Source organism: Mycobacterium cajalii (assembly GCF_045809005.2).
Taxonomy (GTDB): Bacteria; Actinomycetota; Actinomycetes; order Mycobacteriales; family Mycobacteriaceae; genus Mycobacterium.
This window is the reverse complement of the sequence record NZ_CM141436.1, coordinates 452,300-470,894: the sequence shown is the minus strand read 5'-3', so window position 1 is coordinate 470,894 and position 18,595 is coordinate 452,300. Positions and strand designations below refer to the sequence as shown.

The following is an 18,595-nucleotide window of genomic DNA, read 5'->3' as shown; positions in this document are numbered from 1 at the left end:
CGCGGAAATCCCCCGCCGCCGGGCGGGGGATTTCCGCGTCTAGCCAAATTGACCTTGTGGTCGCCCGTTCCGGGGTGAAAATGGTGTGGTGGTCGCCTTGCGACGCCGTCGCTCTATGGTCCTTGCAGGCCGTCGTCTAGCCGGGTGCTGGGATCGCGTTGTGGGCCCTTCATTGTTGCCGCTTGTTCGAGCACGAGGATTAGATTCTGTTGTTGGCCTTGCGATTCCACGGGCGACCACACCCTTAGATATAGATCGGTGTGGAGACGGGAGGTCAGTGGCGGTGTTGCAGGAGTCCCATGATGACGAACAGATCATCGCCAGGGTCGCGGCCCTGGATATCGGCAAGGCCGAACTGGTGTGCTGTGTGCGTGTTCCTGCGCCCGACAGCGCGCGCAAACGGTTGCAGGAGGTGTCGACGCAGTCGACGATGACCGGCTCGCTGATCGAGTTGGCCAACCGACTGGTCGAGTTACGGGTCGAGCGGGTGGTGATGGAAGCCACCTCGGAGGGCGTGTCATTCCATCTGTGTAAGTCCGGGGTGGTCCATCATCGGACCGCCGTTGGGCGGACAGAAGGAGTGTTTTGTGACCAAGACCATGCAGATGCCGGCTGAGGAGACGACCGCGGCGCGGCGGCTGGCCGAGATGTTCACCGAAGAGACGCTGGACTCGTTGATTAAGGATGCGGTGAAGACCGGGACCCCGATCGACGGCGCGGACGGTTTGCTGAACCAGCTGACTAAGGCCGTGCTGGAGCGGGCGCTGAATGCGGAGCTAACCCACCATCTGGGCTATGAGGCCGGCGATCCGGCCGGACGCGGATCGGGAAATTCGCGCAACGGCACCACGCCGAAAACGGTGACCACCGTCAACGGCCCGGTGCAGATCGATGCGCCGCGTGATCGCAACGGCTCGTTTGAGCCGGCGATTGTGCCGAAGAAGACCCGCCGGCTCAACAACATCAATTCGGTGGTGTTGTCGCTGTATTCACGGGGAATGACCACCCGCGATATCGAAGCCCACCTGCAGGAGGTCTATGGGGCGTCGGTGTCGCGGGAGTTGATCTCCAATATCACCGAGGTGGTGGTCGATGAGATCAAGGCCTGGCAGGCCCGCCCGCTCGATGAGGTCTACCCGATCCTCTACATCGATGGGCTGCGGCTGCGGATCGGCGACAACGGGGTCATCACCACCAAGGTCGCCTATTTGGCCATTGGCGTGGATCTGGAGGGCCGCAAACACGCCTTGGGCTGCTGGATCCAGGACTCCGAGGGGGCGAAGTTCTGGCAGAAGGTCGTCATCGACCTGCGCAACCGCGGGGTGCGCGACATCCTCATCGCCTGCTGCGACGGGCTGACCGGTCTGCCTGATGCGATCCGCTCGATCTATCCCGATACCGTGGTGCAGACCTGCGTCGTGCACGTCATTAGGAATGCGATGCGCTTCGTGTCTTATAAGGACCGCAAGAAGGTCGCCACCGCGATGCGGGCGATCTACAGTGCGCCGACCGTCGATGGAGCCGAACTCGCACTCAAGGAGTTCGACCAGCAATTCGGCGCCCAATATCCGGGTGCAATTGACGTGTGGCACAACGCCTGGGGGGAATTCGTTCCGTTCCTGGACTATCCGGTGGAGTTGCGCAAGATCGTCTACACCACCAATGCGATCGAGTCGATCAACTTCCAGTTGCGCAAGATCACCAAGAACCGTGGTCATTTCACGGACAAGGACGCCGCGATGAAGTTGCTGTACCTCGGGCTGCGCAACATCTCCAGCGAGAGAGGAGGCTATTCGGGTACTGGAACGCACAACTGGACTGTGGCGCTCAACACACTCGCCAGACTATTCCCTGGGCGAATCCCATTGTGCTAGAATACAACTCGTAGTCAAATCACCTCTGACTTACACAGAAATCGTGACAGGCTCACCTCGGATTACTGGAAACCGGTGTTCTACCTGCTGGAGGCCCACGGGCTGGATCCGTGGCTGGTCAACGCCCGCGATGTCAAACATCTCCCGGGCCGACCCAAGACCGATGTGCTGGATGCGGTGTGGTTGTGCAAGGTGGCCGAACGCCAGATGCTGCGGCCCAGCTTTGTGCCACCCCCACCGATCCGGCGGTTGCGGGATCTGACCCGCTACCGCATCGACCTGGTCGGGGTGCGCACCGCGGAGAAGAACCGGGTCGAAAAGCTGCTCGAGGACGCCTGCATCAAGCTCTCGGTGGTGGCCTCCGATATTTTCGGGGTGTCCGGGCGCGCGATGATGGCGGCGTTGATCTCCGGCGAACGCGACCCCAAGGTACTCGCGCAGATGGCGCGGTCTCGGATGCGGACCAAGATCGGCCGGCTCGAGGACGCGTTCAACGGCCACTTCGACGCCCATCACGGGTTCCTGCTGGCGCGGATGTTGGACCGCATCGACGGTATCGACGCCGACATCGCCGCCCTCGACGAACAAATCGAGGCCTATCTGGCCCCTTTCGCCGCGGCGGCGACACGCCTGGATGAAATCCCCGGCATCGGGCCCATCGCCGCCGCGATCATCCTCGCCGAAATCGGCACCGACATGTCGCGCTTCCCCACCGCCGGGCACCTGTGTTCATGGGCGAAGTTCTCACCGGGGATCAACTCCTCGGCAGGCAAAACCAAGGGCAACGGCTCGACCGGGCACGGTAATCGCTACCTGGCGCGGGTCCTGGGCGAGGCCGCCGTGGTGGCCGGGCGCACCGACACCTTCCTGGGCGAACGCTACCGGCGCATCGCCCGCCGACGAGGCAAGAAACGCGCCATCGTCGCCGTCGGCCGCTCCATCCTCGTCATCGTCTGGCACCTCCTGGCCGACCAGGACACCCACTTCACCGATCTCGGCGCCGATCACTTCACCAAACACACAAACCCAGAGGTCAAAAAACGCAACCACATCCGCCAACTCGAAGCACTCGGCTACACCGTCACCCTCACCCCCGCAGCCTGACCACACCCGTATCGAGTCAGCTCACCGCCATTTTCGGATTAGGGGTCTTGAAAAGAGGGCGAAAAGACCGCCGCTGGATCCCCTCCGTCCAGCGGCGGTCTTTTCGCACCTGTCGGGCCCGACGGGCACCAGAGTCAGGGATGCCCCGCATTGCCGTCGGGGTCGGGGGGTCAGACCACAACACGGGGCTTCCGGACCGTGGGTTACCCACCATCGGGGCGGTTAACCGGGTGTGACCCACGCCATTGCCGGCGGGTCGGGGCGTCAGGACTCCAGGATCGCCGCGACGCCCTGACCGCCGGCGGCGCAGATCGAGATCAGCGCCCGCACGGTTCCACCGCCTTTTCGCTCCGCTTTCTTCTCGGCGACCTGCTTGGCCGCCTGGGCGAGGATCCGGCCGCCGGTGGCCGCGAAGGGATGGCCGGCAGCCAGCGACGAACCGTTGACGTTGAGTTTGGACCGATCGATCGAACCCAGGGCCGCGTCGAGGCCCAGCCGTTCCTTGCAGTACTCCTCGGATTCCCACGCCTGCAGGTGCGCCAGCACCACCGACGCGAACGCTTCGTGGATCTCGTAGAAATCGAAGTCCTGCAGTCCCAGGCCGTTTCTCGCCAGCAGCCGCGGCACTGCGTAGGTCGGCGCCATGAGCAGGCCGTCACGTCCGTTGACGTAGTCGACCGCGGCGGTCTCCGCATCCACCAGGTAGGCCAGCGGCGCCCGGGACTGGCTGTCCGCCCAGTCCTCGGAGGCCAGCAGGGCCACGGACGCCCCGTCGGTCAGCGGTGTCGAGTTGCCGGCCGTCATCGTCGCGTCACCGGCCTTGACCCCGAAGACCGGCTTCAGCCTGGCCAGCTTCTCCGCGCTGGAGTCCGGGCGCAGGTTGTCGTCGCGGTAGAGCCCCAGGAACGGCGTGACCAGGTCGTCGAAGAAGCCCCGGTCGTAGGCGGCGGCCATGTTGCGATGGCTGGCGGCGGCCAACTCGTCCTGGTCGACGCGCTTGATGCCCATCTGCTTGGTGGTGACGGCCGCGTGCTCACCCATCGACATCCCGGTGCGCGGCTCCTTGTTGGCCGGAATCTCGACGCCGAGGGTGGCGGGCAGCTTGCCGACCAGCTTGAGCCGCTCGACGTGCGACGCGGCCCGGCGCAGCCGCAGCAGAGTGCGGCGCAGGTCCTCGCCGAACCCGATCGGCGGGTCGGAGGTGGTGTCCACCCCGCCGGCGGCGGCCACCTCGTAGCGGCCCGACGCGATCCCGTCGGCGGCGGCGATGGCCGCCTGCAGGCCGGTTCCGCAGGCCTGCTGGATGTCGAACGCGGGCGTGTACGACGACAGCTCGGAGCCCAGCACGCTCTCGCGCGTCAGGTTGAAGTCGCGGCTGTGTTTGAGGACCGCGCCGCCGACCACCACGCCCAGCCGCTCGCCGGCCAGGCCGAACCGGTCCACCAAGCCGTCCAGGGCCGCGGTGAACATGTCCTGGTTGGACGCCTCGGCGTAGGCGCCGTCCGAGCGGGCGAAGGGGATCCGGTTGCCACCCAGCACGGCGACGCGTCGCCTGGTCTGAGCGCTCGTCCGGGCAGCCTGGTTGTTTGCCTCTGCAGGGGCCACGATCATCTCCGGTATGTCGGTGTGGGTCGGCCACCAAGGGCCACTGGGGGCCATCCTACCGGCTGTTCTTACTTTGAAGTAAGTTCAGCACCGATACGGTTGGCCCTATAGGAATCGAACCTACCGACCCACGAGGAAATGGAAGGCGGCGCAGTGGCTCCCAAGCTTTCGTCCGATCTGTTGTCACAGGTGGTCAACTCCGGCCCCGGGTCGTTCCTGGCCAAACAGCTCGGGCTCCCCCAGCCCGAGACGCTGCGCCGGTACCGGCCCGGCGACCCGCCCCTGGCCGGATCGCTGCTGATCGGCGGGGAAGGCCGGGTGGTCGAGCCGATGCGCGCGGCACTGGCCGAGGACTACGAGGTGGTCGGCAACAACATCGGCGGCCGCTGGGCCGACAAGTTCGGCGGCCTCGTCTTCGACGCCACCGGCATCACGGCGCCGGACGGGCTCAGGGGGCTGTACGAGTTCTTCACCCCGGTGCTGCGCAACCTCGGCCACTCGTCGCGCGTCGTGGTCGTCGGCACCACGCCCGACGCGGCCGCCGGCACCGACGAACAGATCGCGCAGCGCGCCCTGGAGGGCTTCACGCGCTCACTGGGCAAGGAGCTGCGCCACGGCGCCACCGCGGCGCTGGTGTACCTGTCGCCGCACGCCAAGCCGGCCGCGACGGGCCTCGAATCGACACTGCGGTTCATCCTGTCGGGCAAGTCGGCGTACGTGGACGGCCAGGTGTTCTACATCGGGGAGGCCGACTCCACGGCGCCGGCCGACTGGGACCGCCCGCTGGACGGCAAGGTCGCCATCGTGACGGGCGCCGCCCGTGGCATCGGCGCGACCATCGCCGAGGTGTTCGCCCGCGACGGCGCCCGCGTCGTCGCGGTCGACGTGGAGTCGGCCGCCGAGCCCCTGGCCGAAGCCGCCAGCCGCGTCGGGGGCAGCGCGCTGGCGCTCGACGTCACCGCCGCGGACGCCGTCGACAGGATCACCCAGCACCTGCGCGACCACTACGGCGGCCACGCCGACGTCCTGGTCAACAACGCCGGCATCACCCGCGACAAGCTCCTGGCCAACATGGACGACGCCCGCTGGGACGCCGTGCTGGCGGTCAACCTGCTCGCCCCGCTGCGGCTCACCGAGGGGCTGGTCGAGGGCGGCAGCATCGGCGCAGGCGGCCGGGTGATCGGCCTGTCCTCGATGGCGGGCATCGCGGGCAACCGCGGGCAGACCAACTACGCCACCACCAAGGCCGGGATGATCGGCCTGACCCAGGCCCTGGCGCCGGGACTCTACGAGAAGGGCATCACGATCAACGCCGTCGCACCCGGCTTCATCGAGACCAAGATGACCGAGGCCATCCCGCTGATGACCCGCGAGGTGGGCCGGCGGATGAACTCGCTGCTGCAGGGCGGCCAACCGGTCGACGTCGCCGAGACCATCGCCTACTTCGCCAACCCGGCCTCCAACGCGGTGACCGGCAACGTCATCCGCGTCTGCGGCCAGGCCATGCTGGGCGCGTGACCAGAACTCCCGGGAGAACACGATGAATCAGCCGAGCGGCATGCTGAACATGCTGCGCGCAGCGGCCGGGGCCCTCCCCCTGGTGGCCCGTTCGGACCAGCTGCCGACCCGCACGGTCACGGTCGACGAATTGCCCATCGACCACGCCAACGTCGCCGCGTACGCGTCGCTCACCGGCCTGCGCTACGGCAACCACGTGCCGCTGACCTACCCGTTCGCGTTGACCTTCCCCGCGGTGATGTCGCTGGTGACCGGTTTCGACTTCCCGTTCGCGGCGATGGGAGCGGTGCACACCGAGAACCACATCACCGCCTACCGGCCGATCGCGGTGACCGACACGGTCGGGGTGCGGGTGCGCGCGGAGAACCTGCGCGAACACCGCAAAGGCCTGCTGGTCGACCTGGTGACCGAGGTCAGCGTCGGCGGTAATTCCCAGGAGCCCGCGTGGCACCAGGTGACGACGTTTTTGCACCAGCAGCGCACTAGCCTGTCGGACGAACCGAAGCCGCCGCCGCAGAAGCCGCCGAAACTGCCGCCGCCCAACGCGCTGCTGCGGGTCACACCGGGACAGATCCGCCGCTACGCCGCCGTCGCCGGCGATCACAACCCGATCCACACCAACCCGGTCGCCGCCAAGATGTTCGGGTTCCCGACGGTCATCGCGCACGGGATGTTCAGCGCCGCAGCGGTATTGGCGAACATCGAGGCCCGCCTGCCCGACGCGGTGCGGTACTCGGTGCGCTTCGGCAAGCCGCTGGTGCTGCCCGCCACCGCGGGCCTGTACGTCCGGGAATGCGACACCGGCGCCGCGGGCTGGGACCTGGAGCTGCGCAACGTCGCCAAGAAGTACCCGTACCTCACGGGCACCGTCCGCACGCTCTGAACGGTTTCCGGATTCAGCGGGTGCGCGGGTACGGCGTCGGGGGCGGCGTGTCGCGAACGGGCACGAGGGCTTTGAGCAGGTGCGCGCCGACCGCGGTGACCAGGAAGACCAGAAACAGCCACAGCGGGGGCTCGGCCAGCTCCCAGACGAACACCGCAGCCCACAGCGGCGACCCCTGGGTGACCGCGAGCACCCCCGCGGCACCGGCGAGCGAGACCGTCGGCATGTGCAGATGCGTCCCGACCGCCCAGTCGGCGATCAGCGCCATCAGCGAACCGGCCGCCGCGCCGGTGGCCAGCGACGGCGTCAACATGCCGCCGGCGCCGCCGGCGCGCAGAAACAACGCGGTCAACAGCGGTTTGAGGACCAGGATCACCGCCGCCGCCGACAGCGTCATGCCGCTGGCCAGGCTGACGGTCAGGATGCTGCGCCCGTTGCCGGGCAGGTCTGGCCACCAGTGCGAGCAGACGCCCATCACCAGCCCGGCGGTCCCGAGCGCGGGGACCAGCACCCAGGTCCGCATCGGGCGCGGCGGCCGCGCCGCGGCCATCAGCCGGTCGAACGCCAAACCCACCGCGAGCGCCACCGGGGCCAGCAGCAGCGCTTGCCCGGTCAGCACGGGGGACAGACCCAGGCCGGGCCAGTGCAGCACGGGTTTGTCCTTGGTGATGAGCGAACCGACCGCGACGGCGAGGCTGGAGGTGACCAGCGCCGCCCCCACCGCCCGCAACCGCCAGGTGCGCAGAATGATGCGCACCGAGAACAGCGCACCGGCCAGCGGAACGGCGTAGACCGCGCCGAGCCCGGCACCGGCCCCACACGCCAGCAGGAGCTGCCGGTCGCCCGGGGACAACCGCCTGAGCCAACCCATGGCCACGTCGCCGAGTGCGGCCGCAAACTGGCGCGGGGCGCCCTCCCGGCCGAGGGACGCCCCGGACCCGACCAGCACGACCTGCAGCAGGGCGTCGATGCTCCAGGTCAGGCGCGGTACCCGATCCCGGCGGGCGACGGTCTGCGCGAGCTCTGGCACCTCCGTCGTGCGCCGCAGGATCCACCAGCCGATCGCCGCCAGCGCAGCGCCGACCATCGGCCCGAGCGCGCGACGCACCGGGCTGCTGCCGGTGATCCCGGTGAGCAGCGTGCCGAAGGTGTAGTGGTACGTCAGGTGCTCGACGAAGCGCAGCACCGCCGACGTCGTCAACCCGGCGACCCCGGCCAGCAAGCCGACGGCGATCACCGCGCAGAAGAAGTCCAGGTTGCGGCGCACGAAGGCAGGGGCTAGCCGGAACCGACGCCGGGACCGCCCGCGTTGTGCAGCGCAGGCGCGGTCTCGCGATCCTCCGGGGCGCCGCGCAGACCGTGCCAGAACAGGTCGATCATCAGCTCGGCCGCCTCGTCGACGTCGATGTCGCCGGTGGAGAGCCGGGTGGCCATCGCCTCACCGGCGCCCACCAGCGCCACGGCCATCATCTGGTGCTCGATCTCCGACCGCGCGGTGCGGCTGCCGGCGCGCACCAGGCCCGCCACCATCTCGATGATCTGCTCGCGGCCGTCGCGCACCATGTGGGCGAACGCCTGCGAGCTGCTGGCCTGGGTGTACATCACGATCCACGACGCCCGGTTGGTGTCGATGTAGCGCAGGAACGACACGATGGTGTTGCGCAGCAGGTCCCGGGGACTCTGTGTGAAGTCGATGTCGGCGCGCACCGCGTCGATGAACCTGCTCAGCTCGCGGTTCAGGCACGCCCCGAACAGGTCCTCCTTGGAGCCGTAGTACAGGTAGAGCATCGGCTTGGAGATCTGCGCCTCGGCCGCGATGACGTCCATCGAGGTCTCGTGGTAGCCGTTGACCGAGAACATCTGCACCGCGGCGTCGAGCATCTGCTGCTCGCGCACGGCACGCGGCAGCCGCTTGGTACCACCTGCCATGCACCAAGAGTAACGACCCCGCGGGGCGGCGCGGAGTATCAGTGCCCGCACGCCCGGTTGCGGCCCTTCATCGCCGCCACGCGCACCACCGACTCGTTGACTGCCGGCATCGCCAGCTCCCCCGCGGCGACCGCCTTGTCGAGCCGGTCGAGCACCGCGGGAATTTCCGCCGTGGTGACCCACAGCGCGACGTCGGTGCCCGCCTGCAAGCTGCGCAGTACCGCCTCGGCGACGCCGTAGCGATCGGAGATCGCGGCCATGCTCGACAGGTCGTCGCTGAACACCGGGCCGTTGAACGCCGGGCCGCCATAGCCGGTGCCGTCGCGCAGCAACTGCACCGCGGGCCTGCTGAGGCTGGCCGGGACGCCGTCGGTCAGCCCGGGAACCTGCAGATGGCCCATCATCACCGCGACCGGGGCCGCCTTCACCAACGTCCGGTAGGGCACCAGGTCGTCGGTTTGCAGCTCGCTCAGCGGCGGCGTCACCACCCCACCGGAATGCGAGTCGCCGGAGCCGTGCCCGTGCCCGGGGAAATGCTTGAGCACCGGCAGCAGCCCGGCGTCGCGCAGCCCCTGCGCGTACGCGCCGGCGTAGTCGGTGACCGTCTTGGGGTCGCTGCCGAACGAGCGGTCGCCGATCACGGAGTCGTCGGGGGCGTCGGTGACGTCGGCCACCGGGGCGAAGTCGACGGTGATGCCGAGTTCGCGCATCTTCTTGCCGCGCTCGGCAGCCAGGTCGTGCACCTGCGCGACGGTCTGCGTCCGGGCCAGCACCCGGGGTGAGGGGGACGACCCGATCAGCGACCTCAAGCGGGACACCCGGCCGCCCTCTTCGTCGACGCTGACCGCCAGCGGCAGCGGACCCGCGTGCGCGGCGATGTCGGCCAGGGGCCCCCGGAAGATCGACAGGTCCGTCCAGCTGCCGATGAAGATGCCGCCGACGTGGTATCCGTCGACGGCGGCCCGGGCGTCGTCGGCGTTCTTCACCCCCACCATCAACAGCTGCGCCAGCTTGTCGCGGGTCGAGAGCTGGGCCGTGGGGTCGCCGCAGGCCGGCGCGGGAGCGGGCTTGGCCGCCGTGCCCGAGGAGGCGGCGGGGGGCCGTGCGGCGTGCTGGCCGCAGCCCGCCACCAGCGCGCCCGCCACTACCGACGTTGCGGCCAGTGCGGCCAGGGTGCGCGGAAAAGGCATCGGCACATGGTGTCACGGCCCGGTCCGGGCCTCCCGTCTCGGGGCGCGCCGCGTGACGTTTCACGCCCGATCCCCGGGGCATTCCACGGGGGATTCGCAGAGCCGGAACCCAAGGAGCCACCAATGATCAGGCTGCTGCTGGCCGCCGCGGCCAGCGTCGCGGCGGGCCTCTCGATCGGCGCCGCCGCGACCGTCGGCGTCACGCTCGCCGTGCAGGACCACGACATGGCGCCCGCCCAGGCGCCGCCCGCCCCGGCCGGCCCCGCCGTCGTGCAGTACGGCGACCGGTGTGGTCACGGGCAGGATTGCCCGCGGCCGTGAGACGGCCCGTCTGCTAGGTTGGCGCTAGATCTGCACGCCCCGAGGAGCCCCCGATGAACAGGATCGTCGCGCCCGCCACCGCCAGCGTGGTGGTGGGTCTGTTGCTGGGCGCAGCAGCGACTTTCGGGGTGACGTTGATGGTGCAGCAGGACACGAAGCCGCCACTTCCCGGGGGCGATCCGCAGTCGTCAGTGCTCAACCGGGTCGAGTACGGCAACCGTAGCTGACCCGGCGCGGACGCGAGCCGGTGTGCCGGTCCCGCCCCCGCCGGCCGCCCCGCTGTCCCGGCGGTGGCTCCTCCTGGCCGGCGCGGTCGCGCTGGCGTTGACGTTCGCCCAGTCCCCCGGCCGGATCTCCCCCGACACCAAACTCGACCTGACCGCCAACCCGCTGCGGTTCCTGGGCCGCGCGACCAGCCTGTGGAACAGCGACCTGCCGTTCGGCCAGGCTCAGAACCAGGCCTACGGCTACCTGTTCCCGCACGGCACCTTCTTCCTGGCCGGCCACCTGCTGGGGGTGCCCGGCTGGGCGACCCAGCGCCTGTGGTGGGCGCTGCTGCTCGCCGCGGGCTTCTGGGGGCTGCTGCGGGTCGCCGAGGCGCTGGGCGTCGGCAGCCCGGCATCCCGGGTGATCGCCGCGGCGGCGTTCGCGCTGTCGCCGCGGGTGCTGACCACGCTCGGGTCGATCTCGTCGGAGACGCTGCCGATGATGCTGGCGCCCTGGGTGCTGCTGCCGACGATCCTGGCACTGCGGGGTGGCTCCGGCAGATCCGTGCGGGCGCTGGCCGGGCAGGCCGGGCTTGCGGTCGCGTTGATGGGCGCGGTCAACGCCATCGCGACGCTGGCCGGCTGCCTGCCCGCGGTGATCTGGTGGGCCTGCCACCGGCCGAACCGGCTGTGGTGGCGCTACACCGGATGGTGGGCGCTCTCGGTGTCGCTGGCCGTGCTGTGGTGGGTGGTGGCGCTGGCCCAGTTGCACGCCATCAGTCCCCCGTTCCTGGACTTCATCGAATCCTCGGGCGTGACCACGCAGTGGTCGTCGCTGACCGAGATACTGCGCGGCACCGACAGCTGGACCCCGTTCGTCGCGCCGAGCGCCACCGCGGGCGCGCCGCTGGTGACCGGGTCGGCGGCCATCCTGGGCACCTGCCTGGTCGCGGCGGCCGGGCTGGCCGGGCTCGCCGGCTTCGACAACGGCGGGGGCATGCCCGCGCGGGGCCGGCTGGTGACGATGCTGCTGGTCGGTGTGCTGCTGATGGCCGCGGGCTACAGCGGTGGGCTGGGATCGCCGCTGGCGCACCAGGTGCAGGCGTTCCTGGACGCCGGCGGCGCGCCGTTGCGCAACGTGCACAAGCTGGAATCGCTCGTGCGGATCCCGGTGGTGCTGGGCATCGCCCAGTTGCTGGGCCGGGTGCCCCTTCCCGGTTTCGGCCCGGCGCGGGTGTGGCTGCGGGCGTTCGCCCACCCGGAACGCGACAAGCGGGTGGCGGTCGCGATCGTGGTGTTCACGGCGCTGCTGGTCAGCACGTCGCTGGCCTGGACCGGCCGGCTCACCCCGCCCGGCACGTTCACCGCGATACCGCGCTACTGGCAGGACGCCGCCGCGTGGCTCGACGAGCACAACACCGGGACGCCGCGGCCCGGGCGCGTGCTCGTGGTGCCCGGGGCGCCGTTTGCCACCCAGGTGTGGGGCACCAGCCACGACGAGCCGTTGCAGGTGCTCGGCGACAGCCCGTGGGGGGTGCGCGACTCCATCCCGCTGACGCCGCCGCAAACCATCCGGGCGCTGGATTCGGTGCAACGTCTGTTCGCCGCGGGACGCCCGTCGGCCGGACTCGCCGACACCCTTGCCCGCCAGGGCATTTCGTATCTGGTGCTGCGAAACGACCTGGATCCCGACACCTCGCGCTCGGCGCGCCCCATCCTGGTGCACCGCGCGGTCGAGGGATCGCCGCGCCTGGCGAAGGTGGCGCAGTTCGGCGCGCCGGTGGGCCCCGGGGCCGTGGCGGGCTTCGTCGCGGACAGCGGGCTGCGCCCGCGTTACCCCGCGGTCGAGATCTACCGGGTGGAGGTGGCCGGCGACCCCGGCGCGCCCTACTTCGCCGACACCGACGGGCTGGCCCGCGTCGACGGCGGGCCCGAGGTGCTGCTGCGCCTCGACGAGCGCCGGCGGCTGCGGGGACAGCCCGCACTGGGCCCGGTGTTGATGACCGCGGACGCCCGGCGCGCCGGTCTGCCGACACCGCTCGTGACCGTCACCGACACCCCGGTGGCCCGCGAAACCGACTACGGCCGGGTGGACCAGCACTCCTCGGCCGTAAGGGCGGCCGGCGACAGCCGGCACACCTTCAACCGGGTGCCCGACTACCCCGCTCCCGGCGCCGACACGGTGTACGGCGCCTGGACCGGCGGCCGCATCACCGTGTCCAGTTCCTCGTCGGACGCCACGGCGATGCCCGACGTCGCCCCGGCCACCTCCCCCGCCGCCGCGGTCGACGGCGACCCGGCGACCGCCTGGGTGTCCAACGGATTGCAGGCCGCCGTCGGGCAGTGGCTGCAGGTCGACTTCGACCATCCGCTGACCAACGCGGTCATCACCGTGACGCCCAGCCCGACCGCCGTCGGCGCGCAGGTGCGCCGGATCCTGATCGAAACCGCCACCGGCAGCACCACTTTGCGATTCGACAAGGCCGGCGAGCCGCTCACCGCGGCACTGCCCTACGGCGAGACCCCGTGGGTGCGGATCACCGCGTCCGGCACCGACAACGGGTCCTCCGGCGTGCAGTTCGGCATCACCGAGCTGTCGATCACCCAGTACGACGCGTCGGGCTTCGCCCATCCCGTCGACCTGCGGCACACCGCGCTGGTTCCGGCGCCGCCGCCGGGCGCGGCCGTCGCGGGCTGGGACCTGGGCCCGGAACTGCTCGGCCGGCCGGGATGCGCCCCGGCGCCGGACAGCGTGCGCTGCGCGGCGTCGCTGGCGCTGGTGGCCGAGGAGCCGGTCACCGTCAGCCGCACCCTGGCCGTGCCGAACCGGACGTCGGTGACCCCGACGGTGTGGGTGCGGCCCCGGCAGGGACCCAAGCTGGCCGACCTGATCGCCGAGCCGAATACCACTCGGGCACAGGGCGACGCCGATACGGTGGACGTCCTGGGCTCCGCGTACGCGGCCACCGACGGTGACCCGGCCACCGCGTGGACGGCACCGCAGCGGCTGGTGCAACACAAAGTCCCGCCGACGCTGACCCTCACCCTGCCGCGGCCCACCGAGGTGACCGGGCTGCGCGTGGTTCCCAGCGGCTCGGCACTGCCGGCGCGCCCGACGCTGGTGGCCGTCAACCTGGGCGACGGCCCCCAGGTCCGGGAGGTGAAGCCGGACGCGGTGGGTCAAGTCCTGTCGCTCGAGCCCCGGGTCACCGGCACCGTCACCGTCAGCCTGCTGCACTGGCAGGACGTCATCGACCGCAACGCGCTGGGATTCGACCAGCTCAAACCCCCTGGGCTGGCCGAGATCACGGTCCTCGGCGCCGACGGCAGGCCGATCGCGCCCGCCGACGCCGCCCGCAACCGGTCGCGGGAGGTCACCGTCGACTGCGACCACGGCCCGGTCATCGCGGTCGCCGGCCGATTCGTGCACACCTCGATCCGGACCACCGCGGGCGCACTGCTGGCCGGTGACCCGGTGCCCGCGCTGCCCTGCGAACGCGACCCGATCGCACTGCCGGCCGGCCGGCAGGAGCTGCTGATCAGCCCGGGCGCCGCGTTCGTGGTGGACGGGGCCCAGCTGGCGGCTGCCGGGACGACCGAGCTGCCCGTCGGTTCCGGCGCCGCCACGCCCGCGGCGACCGGAGCCTGGAGCTCCGATCACCGCGAGGTGCGCGCGTCCGCGTCGCCGCGGCCCCGGGTGCTGGTCGTTCCCGAGAGCGTCAACCCCGGCTGGGTGGCGCGCACCGCCGCCGGGGTCCGGCTGACGCCGGTGGCCGTCAACGGGTGGCAGCAGGGCTGGGTGGTGCCCGCGGGCGATCCCGGCACCATCACGTTGACGTTCGCCTCGAACGCGCAGTATCGGGCCGGCCTCGCGGTGGGGCTGGCGCTGCTGCCGTTGCTGGCCCTGCTCGCCTGGTGGCGACGCCGTCGCTGCGACGGCGACCCGCCCGCGGCACCGTGGGCGCCCGGTGGGTGGGCCGCGGTCGCGGTGCTGGCGGCCGCGGCGGTGATAGCCGGCGCCGCGGGGGTGGTCGTGGCCGGTGCCGCTTTCGCGCTGCGGTATGCGCTCCGCAACGCCGATGCGGTCATGGTTGCTCTGAGCGCGGGTGGGCTGATCCTGGCGGGGGCGTTGCTGTCCCGGCATCCGTGGCGGTCGGTCGACTTCTACGCCGGGCATTCGGCGAGCGTGCAACTGCCGGCGCTGATCTCGCTCGCCGCGGTCGCGGCTTGCGCGGTCGTGCTGCCCGGGCGGGTGCGCGGGGCCCGCGACGAGCGGGCCGAATAGCCCGGCTCGGGCCTTGGCTGCCGGTTTACCGGCTGGTTCACTGGATATGCCGGTCGGCGTAACCGCCACCGTGTGAGGAGTCATGGCCATGGGCTGGTTGTCCGCACCCGAATACTGGCTGGGCAGACTGGTGCTCGAGCGCGGCACCGCCGCCGTCTACCTGGTGGCGTTCGTGGGGGCCGCCCTGCAGTTTCGCGCCCTGATCGGGGAGCACGGAATCCTGCCGGTGCCGCGGTACCTGGCCAGCAGGTCGTTCTGGACCGCGCCCAGCGTCTTTCATCTGGCCTACTCCGATCGGGTGTTCGCCGGCGTCTCCTGGTTCGGTGCGGCGCTGGCGGCGGCCGTCGTCGCCGGCGCGGGCGACCTCGCGCCGCTGTGGGCCGCGATGCTGATGTGGCTGACGCTGTGGGTTCTCTACCTGTCGATTGTCAACGTCGGGCAGGCCTGGTACTCGTTCGGCTGGGAGTCGCTGCTGCTGGAGGCCGGCTTTCTGGTGATCTTCCTCGGCAACGACCGCGCGGCCCCGCCGGTGCTGACGTTGTGGATGGCCCGCCTACTGTTGTTCCGGGTCGAGTTCGGCGCCGGGCTGATCAAGATGCGGGGCGACAAGTGCTGGCGGGACCTGACGTGCCTGTACTACCACCACGAGACGCAGCCGATGCCCGGTCCGTTCAGCTGGTTCTTCCACCACCTGCCCAAACCGCTGCACCGCGTCGAGGTGGCGGGCAACCACTTCGCCCAGCTCATCGTGCCTTTCGGGTTGTTCGCACCGCAGCCGGTGGCCGGCATCGCCGCGGCGATCGTCGTCGTCACACAGCTGTGGCTGGTGGCCTCGGGCAACTTCGCCTGGCTCAATTGGGTGACGATCCTGTTGGCGTGCAGCGCGATCGACGACTCCTCCTGGAGCGCGCTGCTGCCGGTGCCCGCGCATTCCGCGCCGGCTTCACCGCCGGTGTGGTTCGCCGCCCTGGTGCTGGCGTTCACCGTGGCCGTGTCGTTCCTGAGCTACTGGCCGGTGCGCAACATGCTTTCCGCGCGCCAGCGGATGAACATGTCCTTCAACCCGTTCCACTTGGTCAACACCTACGGCGCCTTCGGCAGCATCGGCCGGGTGCGGCGGGAGGTGGTGATCGAGGGGACCGACGATGCCAAGATCACCGGCCAGACCGTCTGGAAGGAATACGAGTTCAAGGGCAAACCGGGTGCGGTGCGCCGGATGCCCCGCCAGTGGGCCCCGTATCACCTGCGGCTGGACTGGCTGATGTGGTTCGCGGCCATCTCCCCCGGCTACGCCCAGCCGTGGCTGCGACCACTGCTGCAGCGGCTGCTGCGCAACGACCGCCCGACGCTTCGCCTGTTGCGGCACAACCCCTTTCCCGGCGCCCCGCCCCGGTATGTGCGCGCGCAGCTCTACGAGTACCGGTTCACCACACCGGCGGAACTGCGGCGCGACCGGGCGTGGTGGCATCGCACCCAGGTGGGCGGGTACGTCGCGCCGATGACGCTGCAGGAGGCGGCGCGCTACCTCTGATAGGACAGCGCTCCGGTGCCCGCGAGCCTCCCGCCCTCGACGATCAGGTACTCGGGACGGATGGGCGTCCCCGCGAAGAAGCACTCCAAGATCTCGCGGGTTCCGGCGGCGTAGCGCGCCTGGGCGGACAGGGTGGTGCCCGAAACATGCGGCGTCATCGCGTTGTTCGGCATGGTGCGCCATGGGTGGTCGGCCGGCGGCGGCTGCGGGTACCACACGTCGCCGGCGTAGCCGGCGAGTTGACCGCTCGCCAGCGCGGCGGCGACGGCTTCGGGTACGGTCTCCTCGCCGCGTGCGGTGTTGACGATGTAGGAGCCGCGCCGCATCGTGGCCAGCAGCCTCTCGTCGAACATCCGGCGGGTGTCCTCGTAGAGCGGCGAGTGGATGGACACGACGTCGACGGACCTCACCAGCGACTCTACGTCGGGGTGGAACGTCACGTTCAGCTCCTTCTCCACTTCCGGTGCGAGCCGGCGCGTGTCGGTGTAGTGCAGGTTGACGTCGAACGGCGCCAACCGGCGCAGCACCGCCCGCCCGATCCGGCCGGCGGCGATCAGCCCGACGTCCATGCCCTCCAGGTCGTAGGCGCGCTGCGCGCAGTCGGCGATGTTCCAGCCGCCTTCGACGGCCCAGCGATGCGACGGCAGGAAGTTGCGCACCAGCGCCAGAATCTGCATCACCGTGTGCTCGGCGACGCTGATGCTGTTGCTGTACGTCACCTCGGCCACCGTGATGCCGCGACGCTTCGCCGCGTCGAGATCCACATGGTCCGAGCCGATCCCCGCGGTCAGCGCCAGTTTGAGCCGAGGGGCTTCGGCGATGCGCTCCTCGGTGAGGTACGCCGGCCAAAAGGGCTGGGATATCACGATATCCGCGCCGGGCAGGGCCCGTTCGAATTCCGAATCCGGCCCGTCCTTGTCCGACGTCACGATCAACTCGTGACCGCGCTCCTCGAAGAACTCCCGCAGCCCGAGCGCGCCCGAGACACAGCCCAGCAGCTCCCCGGGGGTGAAGTCGGTCCGTGCCGGGGACGGCAGGGTGCTGCCGTCGGGGTAACCCGCGATCTCGGGGATCCCGTCGCGCGCGTAGGTCGGCGGGTACCCGCCGACGGGATCGGGATAGAGCACCATCACGCACCTGGCCATTGAGAATCCTCCTTCGGCGACAACCGATCCCAGTCTCGGAGGACGGCGACCCAGGTGTCCAAGACGTGGTTCCGACCGCGTGATAGGCCACGCCGATCACGGGTGATGAGGCCCGTCGCGCGCGACCTGTAGCAGCGCGCGGGTTATGGGCGAGCCGGGCTCCGCCTTGTTGGTGACGAGCGCGATGAGCGCCCTGACCGGCGGCTGGTCGAGCGGCAGGGTGACGAGCCCCGCGGGCGGGCCGAGCGTTTCGATCCACGGTTGCGGGACGATGCTGGCCCACCGGCCCGTGCGTACATGGGCGAGCAGGGTCACCAGGGAGTCGGTCTCCAGCTGCGGCGTCACCTCGAGCCCCTGGCGTTGCAGCGCGTCGTCGATGAGCCGGCGGCCACGCATGCCGGGTGTCAACAGGCACAGCGGCAATTCGATCGCTTCGGACCAGGCGATGGTGCCGGAGCGGCCGGTGAGCAATTCGGTACCGGCGATGAGCACGGGCCGCTCCCGGTACAGCGGGGTGACGACGAGCTCGTCGGTGTCCTGCTGGTCGGGGTAGACGATCCCGGCGTCGAGTTCGAACCGGCGGACGCGTTCGACGATTCCGGCGGATCGCAGATTCATCTCGAGCCGGACCCGGACCAACGGGTGCGCGGCGCAGAACGGATCCGTGAGCAGCGCAACGGTAGTCGAGGCCGCCGGCACCACACCCAGCTGGAGGTCGCCGGTCAGGCCGGTCTGCAGCGCCGTGACCTCCTGCCTGAGGGCGTCGCGGTCGGCCAGGATGCGCCGCGCCCAGTGCACCAGCCGCTCGCCTTCGGGAGTGAGGCCCTCGAATTTCTGGCCGCGCCGGACCAGCGGCACGTCGAGTTCCTGTTCGAGCTTGCGGATGGCTTCCGACAGGGCGGGCTGCGACACGTAGCAGGCGCTGGCGGCGCGCGCGAAATGCCGCTCACGAGCCAGCGCCACGAAGTACTCCAGCTGACGGAACAACACGGACTCATTCGATC

General features: G+C 70.2%; 15 protein-coding genes. 9 read left to right on the top strand and 6 right to left on the bottom strand.

The features are described from left to right. Window positions 1-277: 277 nt before the first annotated feature. The 3 genes from ACJ512_RS02265 to ACJ512_RS02255 all read left to right on the top strand — a co-directional run bounded on the left by ACJ512_RS02265 (window position 278) and on the right by ACJ512_RS02255 (window position 2,978). Window positions 278-616: a hypothetical protein gene (locus ACJ512_RS02265; RefSeq protein ID WP_461479951.1), complete on the top strand. Its 339-nt coding sequence runs from the start codon at window positions 278-280 to the stop codon at window positions 614-616. A 22-nt stretch (window positions 617-638) separates the two neighbouring features. Then, window positions 639-1,874 (top strand): IS256 family transposase, encoded by a 1,236-nt coding sequence (locus ACJ512_RS02260; protein WP_369741377.1) that lies wholly within the window; start codon window positions 639-641, stop codon window positions 1,872-1,874. Between the two features lie 75 nt (window positions 1,875-1,949). Then, window positions 1,950-2,978: an IS110 family RNA-guided transposase gene (locus tag ACJ512_RS02255; protein ID WP_461479950.1), complete on the top strand. Its 1,029-nt coding sequence runs from the start codon at window positions 1,950-1,952 to the stop codon at window positions 2,976-2,978. Window positions 2,979-3,242: 264 nt separating this feature from the next. Here the strand turns inward: ACJ512_RS02255 and ACJ512_RS02250 are convergent, their stop codons facing one another. Further along, window positions 3,243-4,589, bottom strand: coding sequence for an acetyl-CoA C-acetyltransferase (locus ACJ512_RS02250; protein ID WP_407688915.1), 1,347 nt, complete (start codon window positions 4,587-4,589; stop codon window positions 3,243-3,245). A 147-nt stretch (window positions 4,590-4,736) separates the two neighbouring features. On the opposite strand from ACJ512_RS02250, the gene ACJ512_RS02245 reads away from it, so the two are divergent. Together ACJ512_RS02245 and ACJ512_RS02240 are read left to right on the top strand one after the other, a co-directional pair. Beyond that, on the top strand, window positions 4,737-6,101 hold the full coding sequence (locus tag ACJ512_RS02245; protein WP_407688914.1) for a 3-oxoacyl-ACP reductase: 1,365 nt from the start codon (window positions 4,737-4,739) through the stop codon (window positions 6,099-6,101). Between the two features lie 22 nt (window positions 6,102-6,123). Beyond that, the gene (locus ACJ512_RS02240; RefSeq protein ID WP_407688913.1) at window positions 6,124-6,984 is read left to right on the top strand and encodes a MaoC/PaaZ C-terminal domain-containing protein; all 861 of its coding nucleotides are present in this window, start codon (window positions 6,124-6,126) and stop codon (window positions 6,982-6,984) included. 13 nt (window positions 6,985-6,997) lie between these two features. On the opposite strand, the gene ACJ512_RS02235 is transcribed toward ACJ512_RS02240, so the two are convergent. From ACJ512_RS02235 to ACJ512_RS02225, 3 genes are read right to left on the bottom strand one after another with little or no spacing between them, the layout of a single operon-like run. After that, complete coding sequence (locus ACJ512_RS02235; protein ID WP_407688912.1) at window positions 6,998-8,251, bottom strand: chloride channel protein; 1,254 nt, start codon at window positions 8,249-8,251, stop codon at window positions 6,998-7,000. Between the two features lie 11 nt (window positions 8,252-8,262). Then, entirely contained in the window at window positions 8,263-8,913 is a 651-nt protein-coding gene (locus tag ACJ512_RS02230) for a TetR/AcrR family transcriptional regulator (protein WP_407688911.1), read from the bottom strand. Window positions 8,914-8,951: 38 nt separating this feature from the next. Further along, window positions 8,952-10,103, bottom strand: a complete 1,152-nt coding sequence (locus ACJ512_RS02225; protein WP_407688910.1) for a glycoside hydrolase family 3 N-terminal domain-containing protein — start codon at window positions 10,101-10,103, stop codon at window positions 8,952-8,954. A gap of 123 nt (window positions 10,104-10,226) precedes the next feature. Between ACJ512_RS02225 and ACJ512_RS02220 the strand changes: the two genes are divergently transcribed. The 4 genes from ACJ512_RS02220 to ACJ512_RS02205 all read left to right on the top strand — a co-directional run bounded on the left by ACJ512_RS02220 (window position 10,227) and on the right by ACJ512_RS02205 (window position 16,446). Next, entirely contained in the window at window positions 10,227-10,424 is a 198-nt protein-coding gene (locus tag ACJ512_RS02220; RefSeq protein WP_407688909.1) for a DUF2613 family protein, read from the top strand. Between the two features lie 53 nt (window positions 10,425-10,477). Continuing rightward, a complete protein-coding gene (locus ACJ512_RS02215) occupies window positions 10,478-10,651 on the top strand; it encodes a DUF2613 domain-containing protein (RefSeq protein ID WP_407688908.1) in 174 nt (57 codons plus the stop codon). Window positions 10,652-10,673: 22 nt separating this feature from the next. Beyond that, window positions 10,674-14,915: an alpha-(1->3)-arabinofuranosyltransferase gene (locus ACJ512_RS02210; RefSeq protein WP_407688907.1), complete on the top strand. Its 4,242-nt coding sequence runs from the start codon at window positions 10,674-10,676 to the stop codon at window positions 14,913-14,915. Window positions 14,916-15,003: 88 nt separating this feature from the next. After that, window positions 15,004-16,446 carry a lipase maturation factor family protein gene (locus tag ACJ512_RS02205; RefSeq protein ID WP_407688906.1) on the top strand — a complete coding sequence of 481 codons (1,443 nt, stop codon included), beginning with the start codon at window positions 15,004-15,006 and terminating at the stop codon, window positions 16,444-16,446. Here ACJ512_RS02205 and ACJ512_RS02200 read toward each other — a convergent pair. Beyond that, a complete protein-coding gene (locus ACJ512_RS02200) occupies window positions 16,437-17,591 on the bottom strand; it encodes an NAD-dependent formate dehydrogenase (RefSeq protein ID WP_407688905.1) in 1,155 nt (384 codons plus the stop codon). The genes ACJ512_RS02205 and ACJ512_RS02200 overlap by 10 nt on opposite strands. Window positions 17,592-17,687: 96 nt before the next feature. Next, the gene (locus tag ACJ512_RS02195; protein WP_407688904.1) at window positions 17,688-18,581 is read right to left on the bottom strand and encodes a LysR family transcriptional regulator; all 894 of its coding nucleotides are present in this window, start codon (window positions 18,579-18,581) and stop codon (window positions 17,688-17,690) included. Window positions 18,582-18,595: the final 14 nt, after the last annotated feature.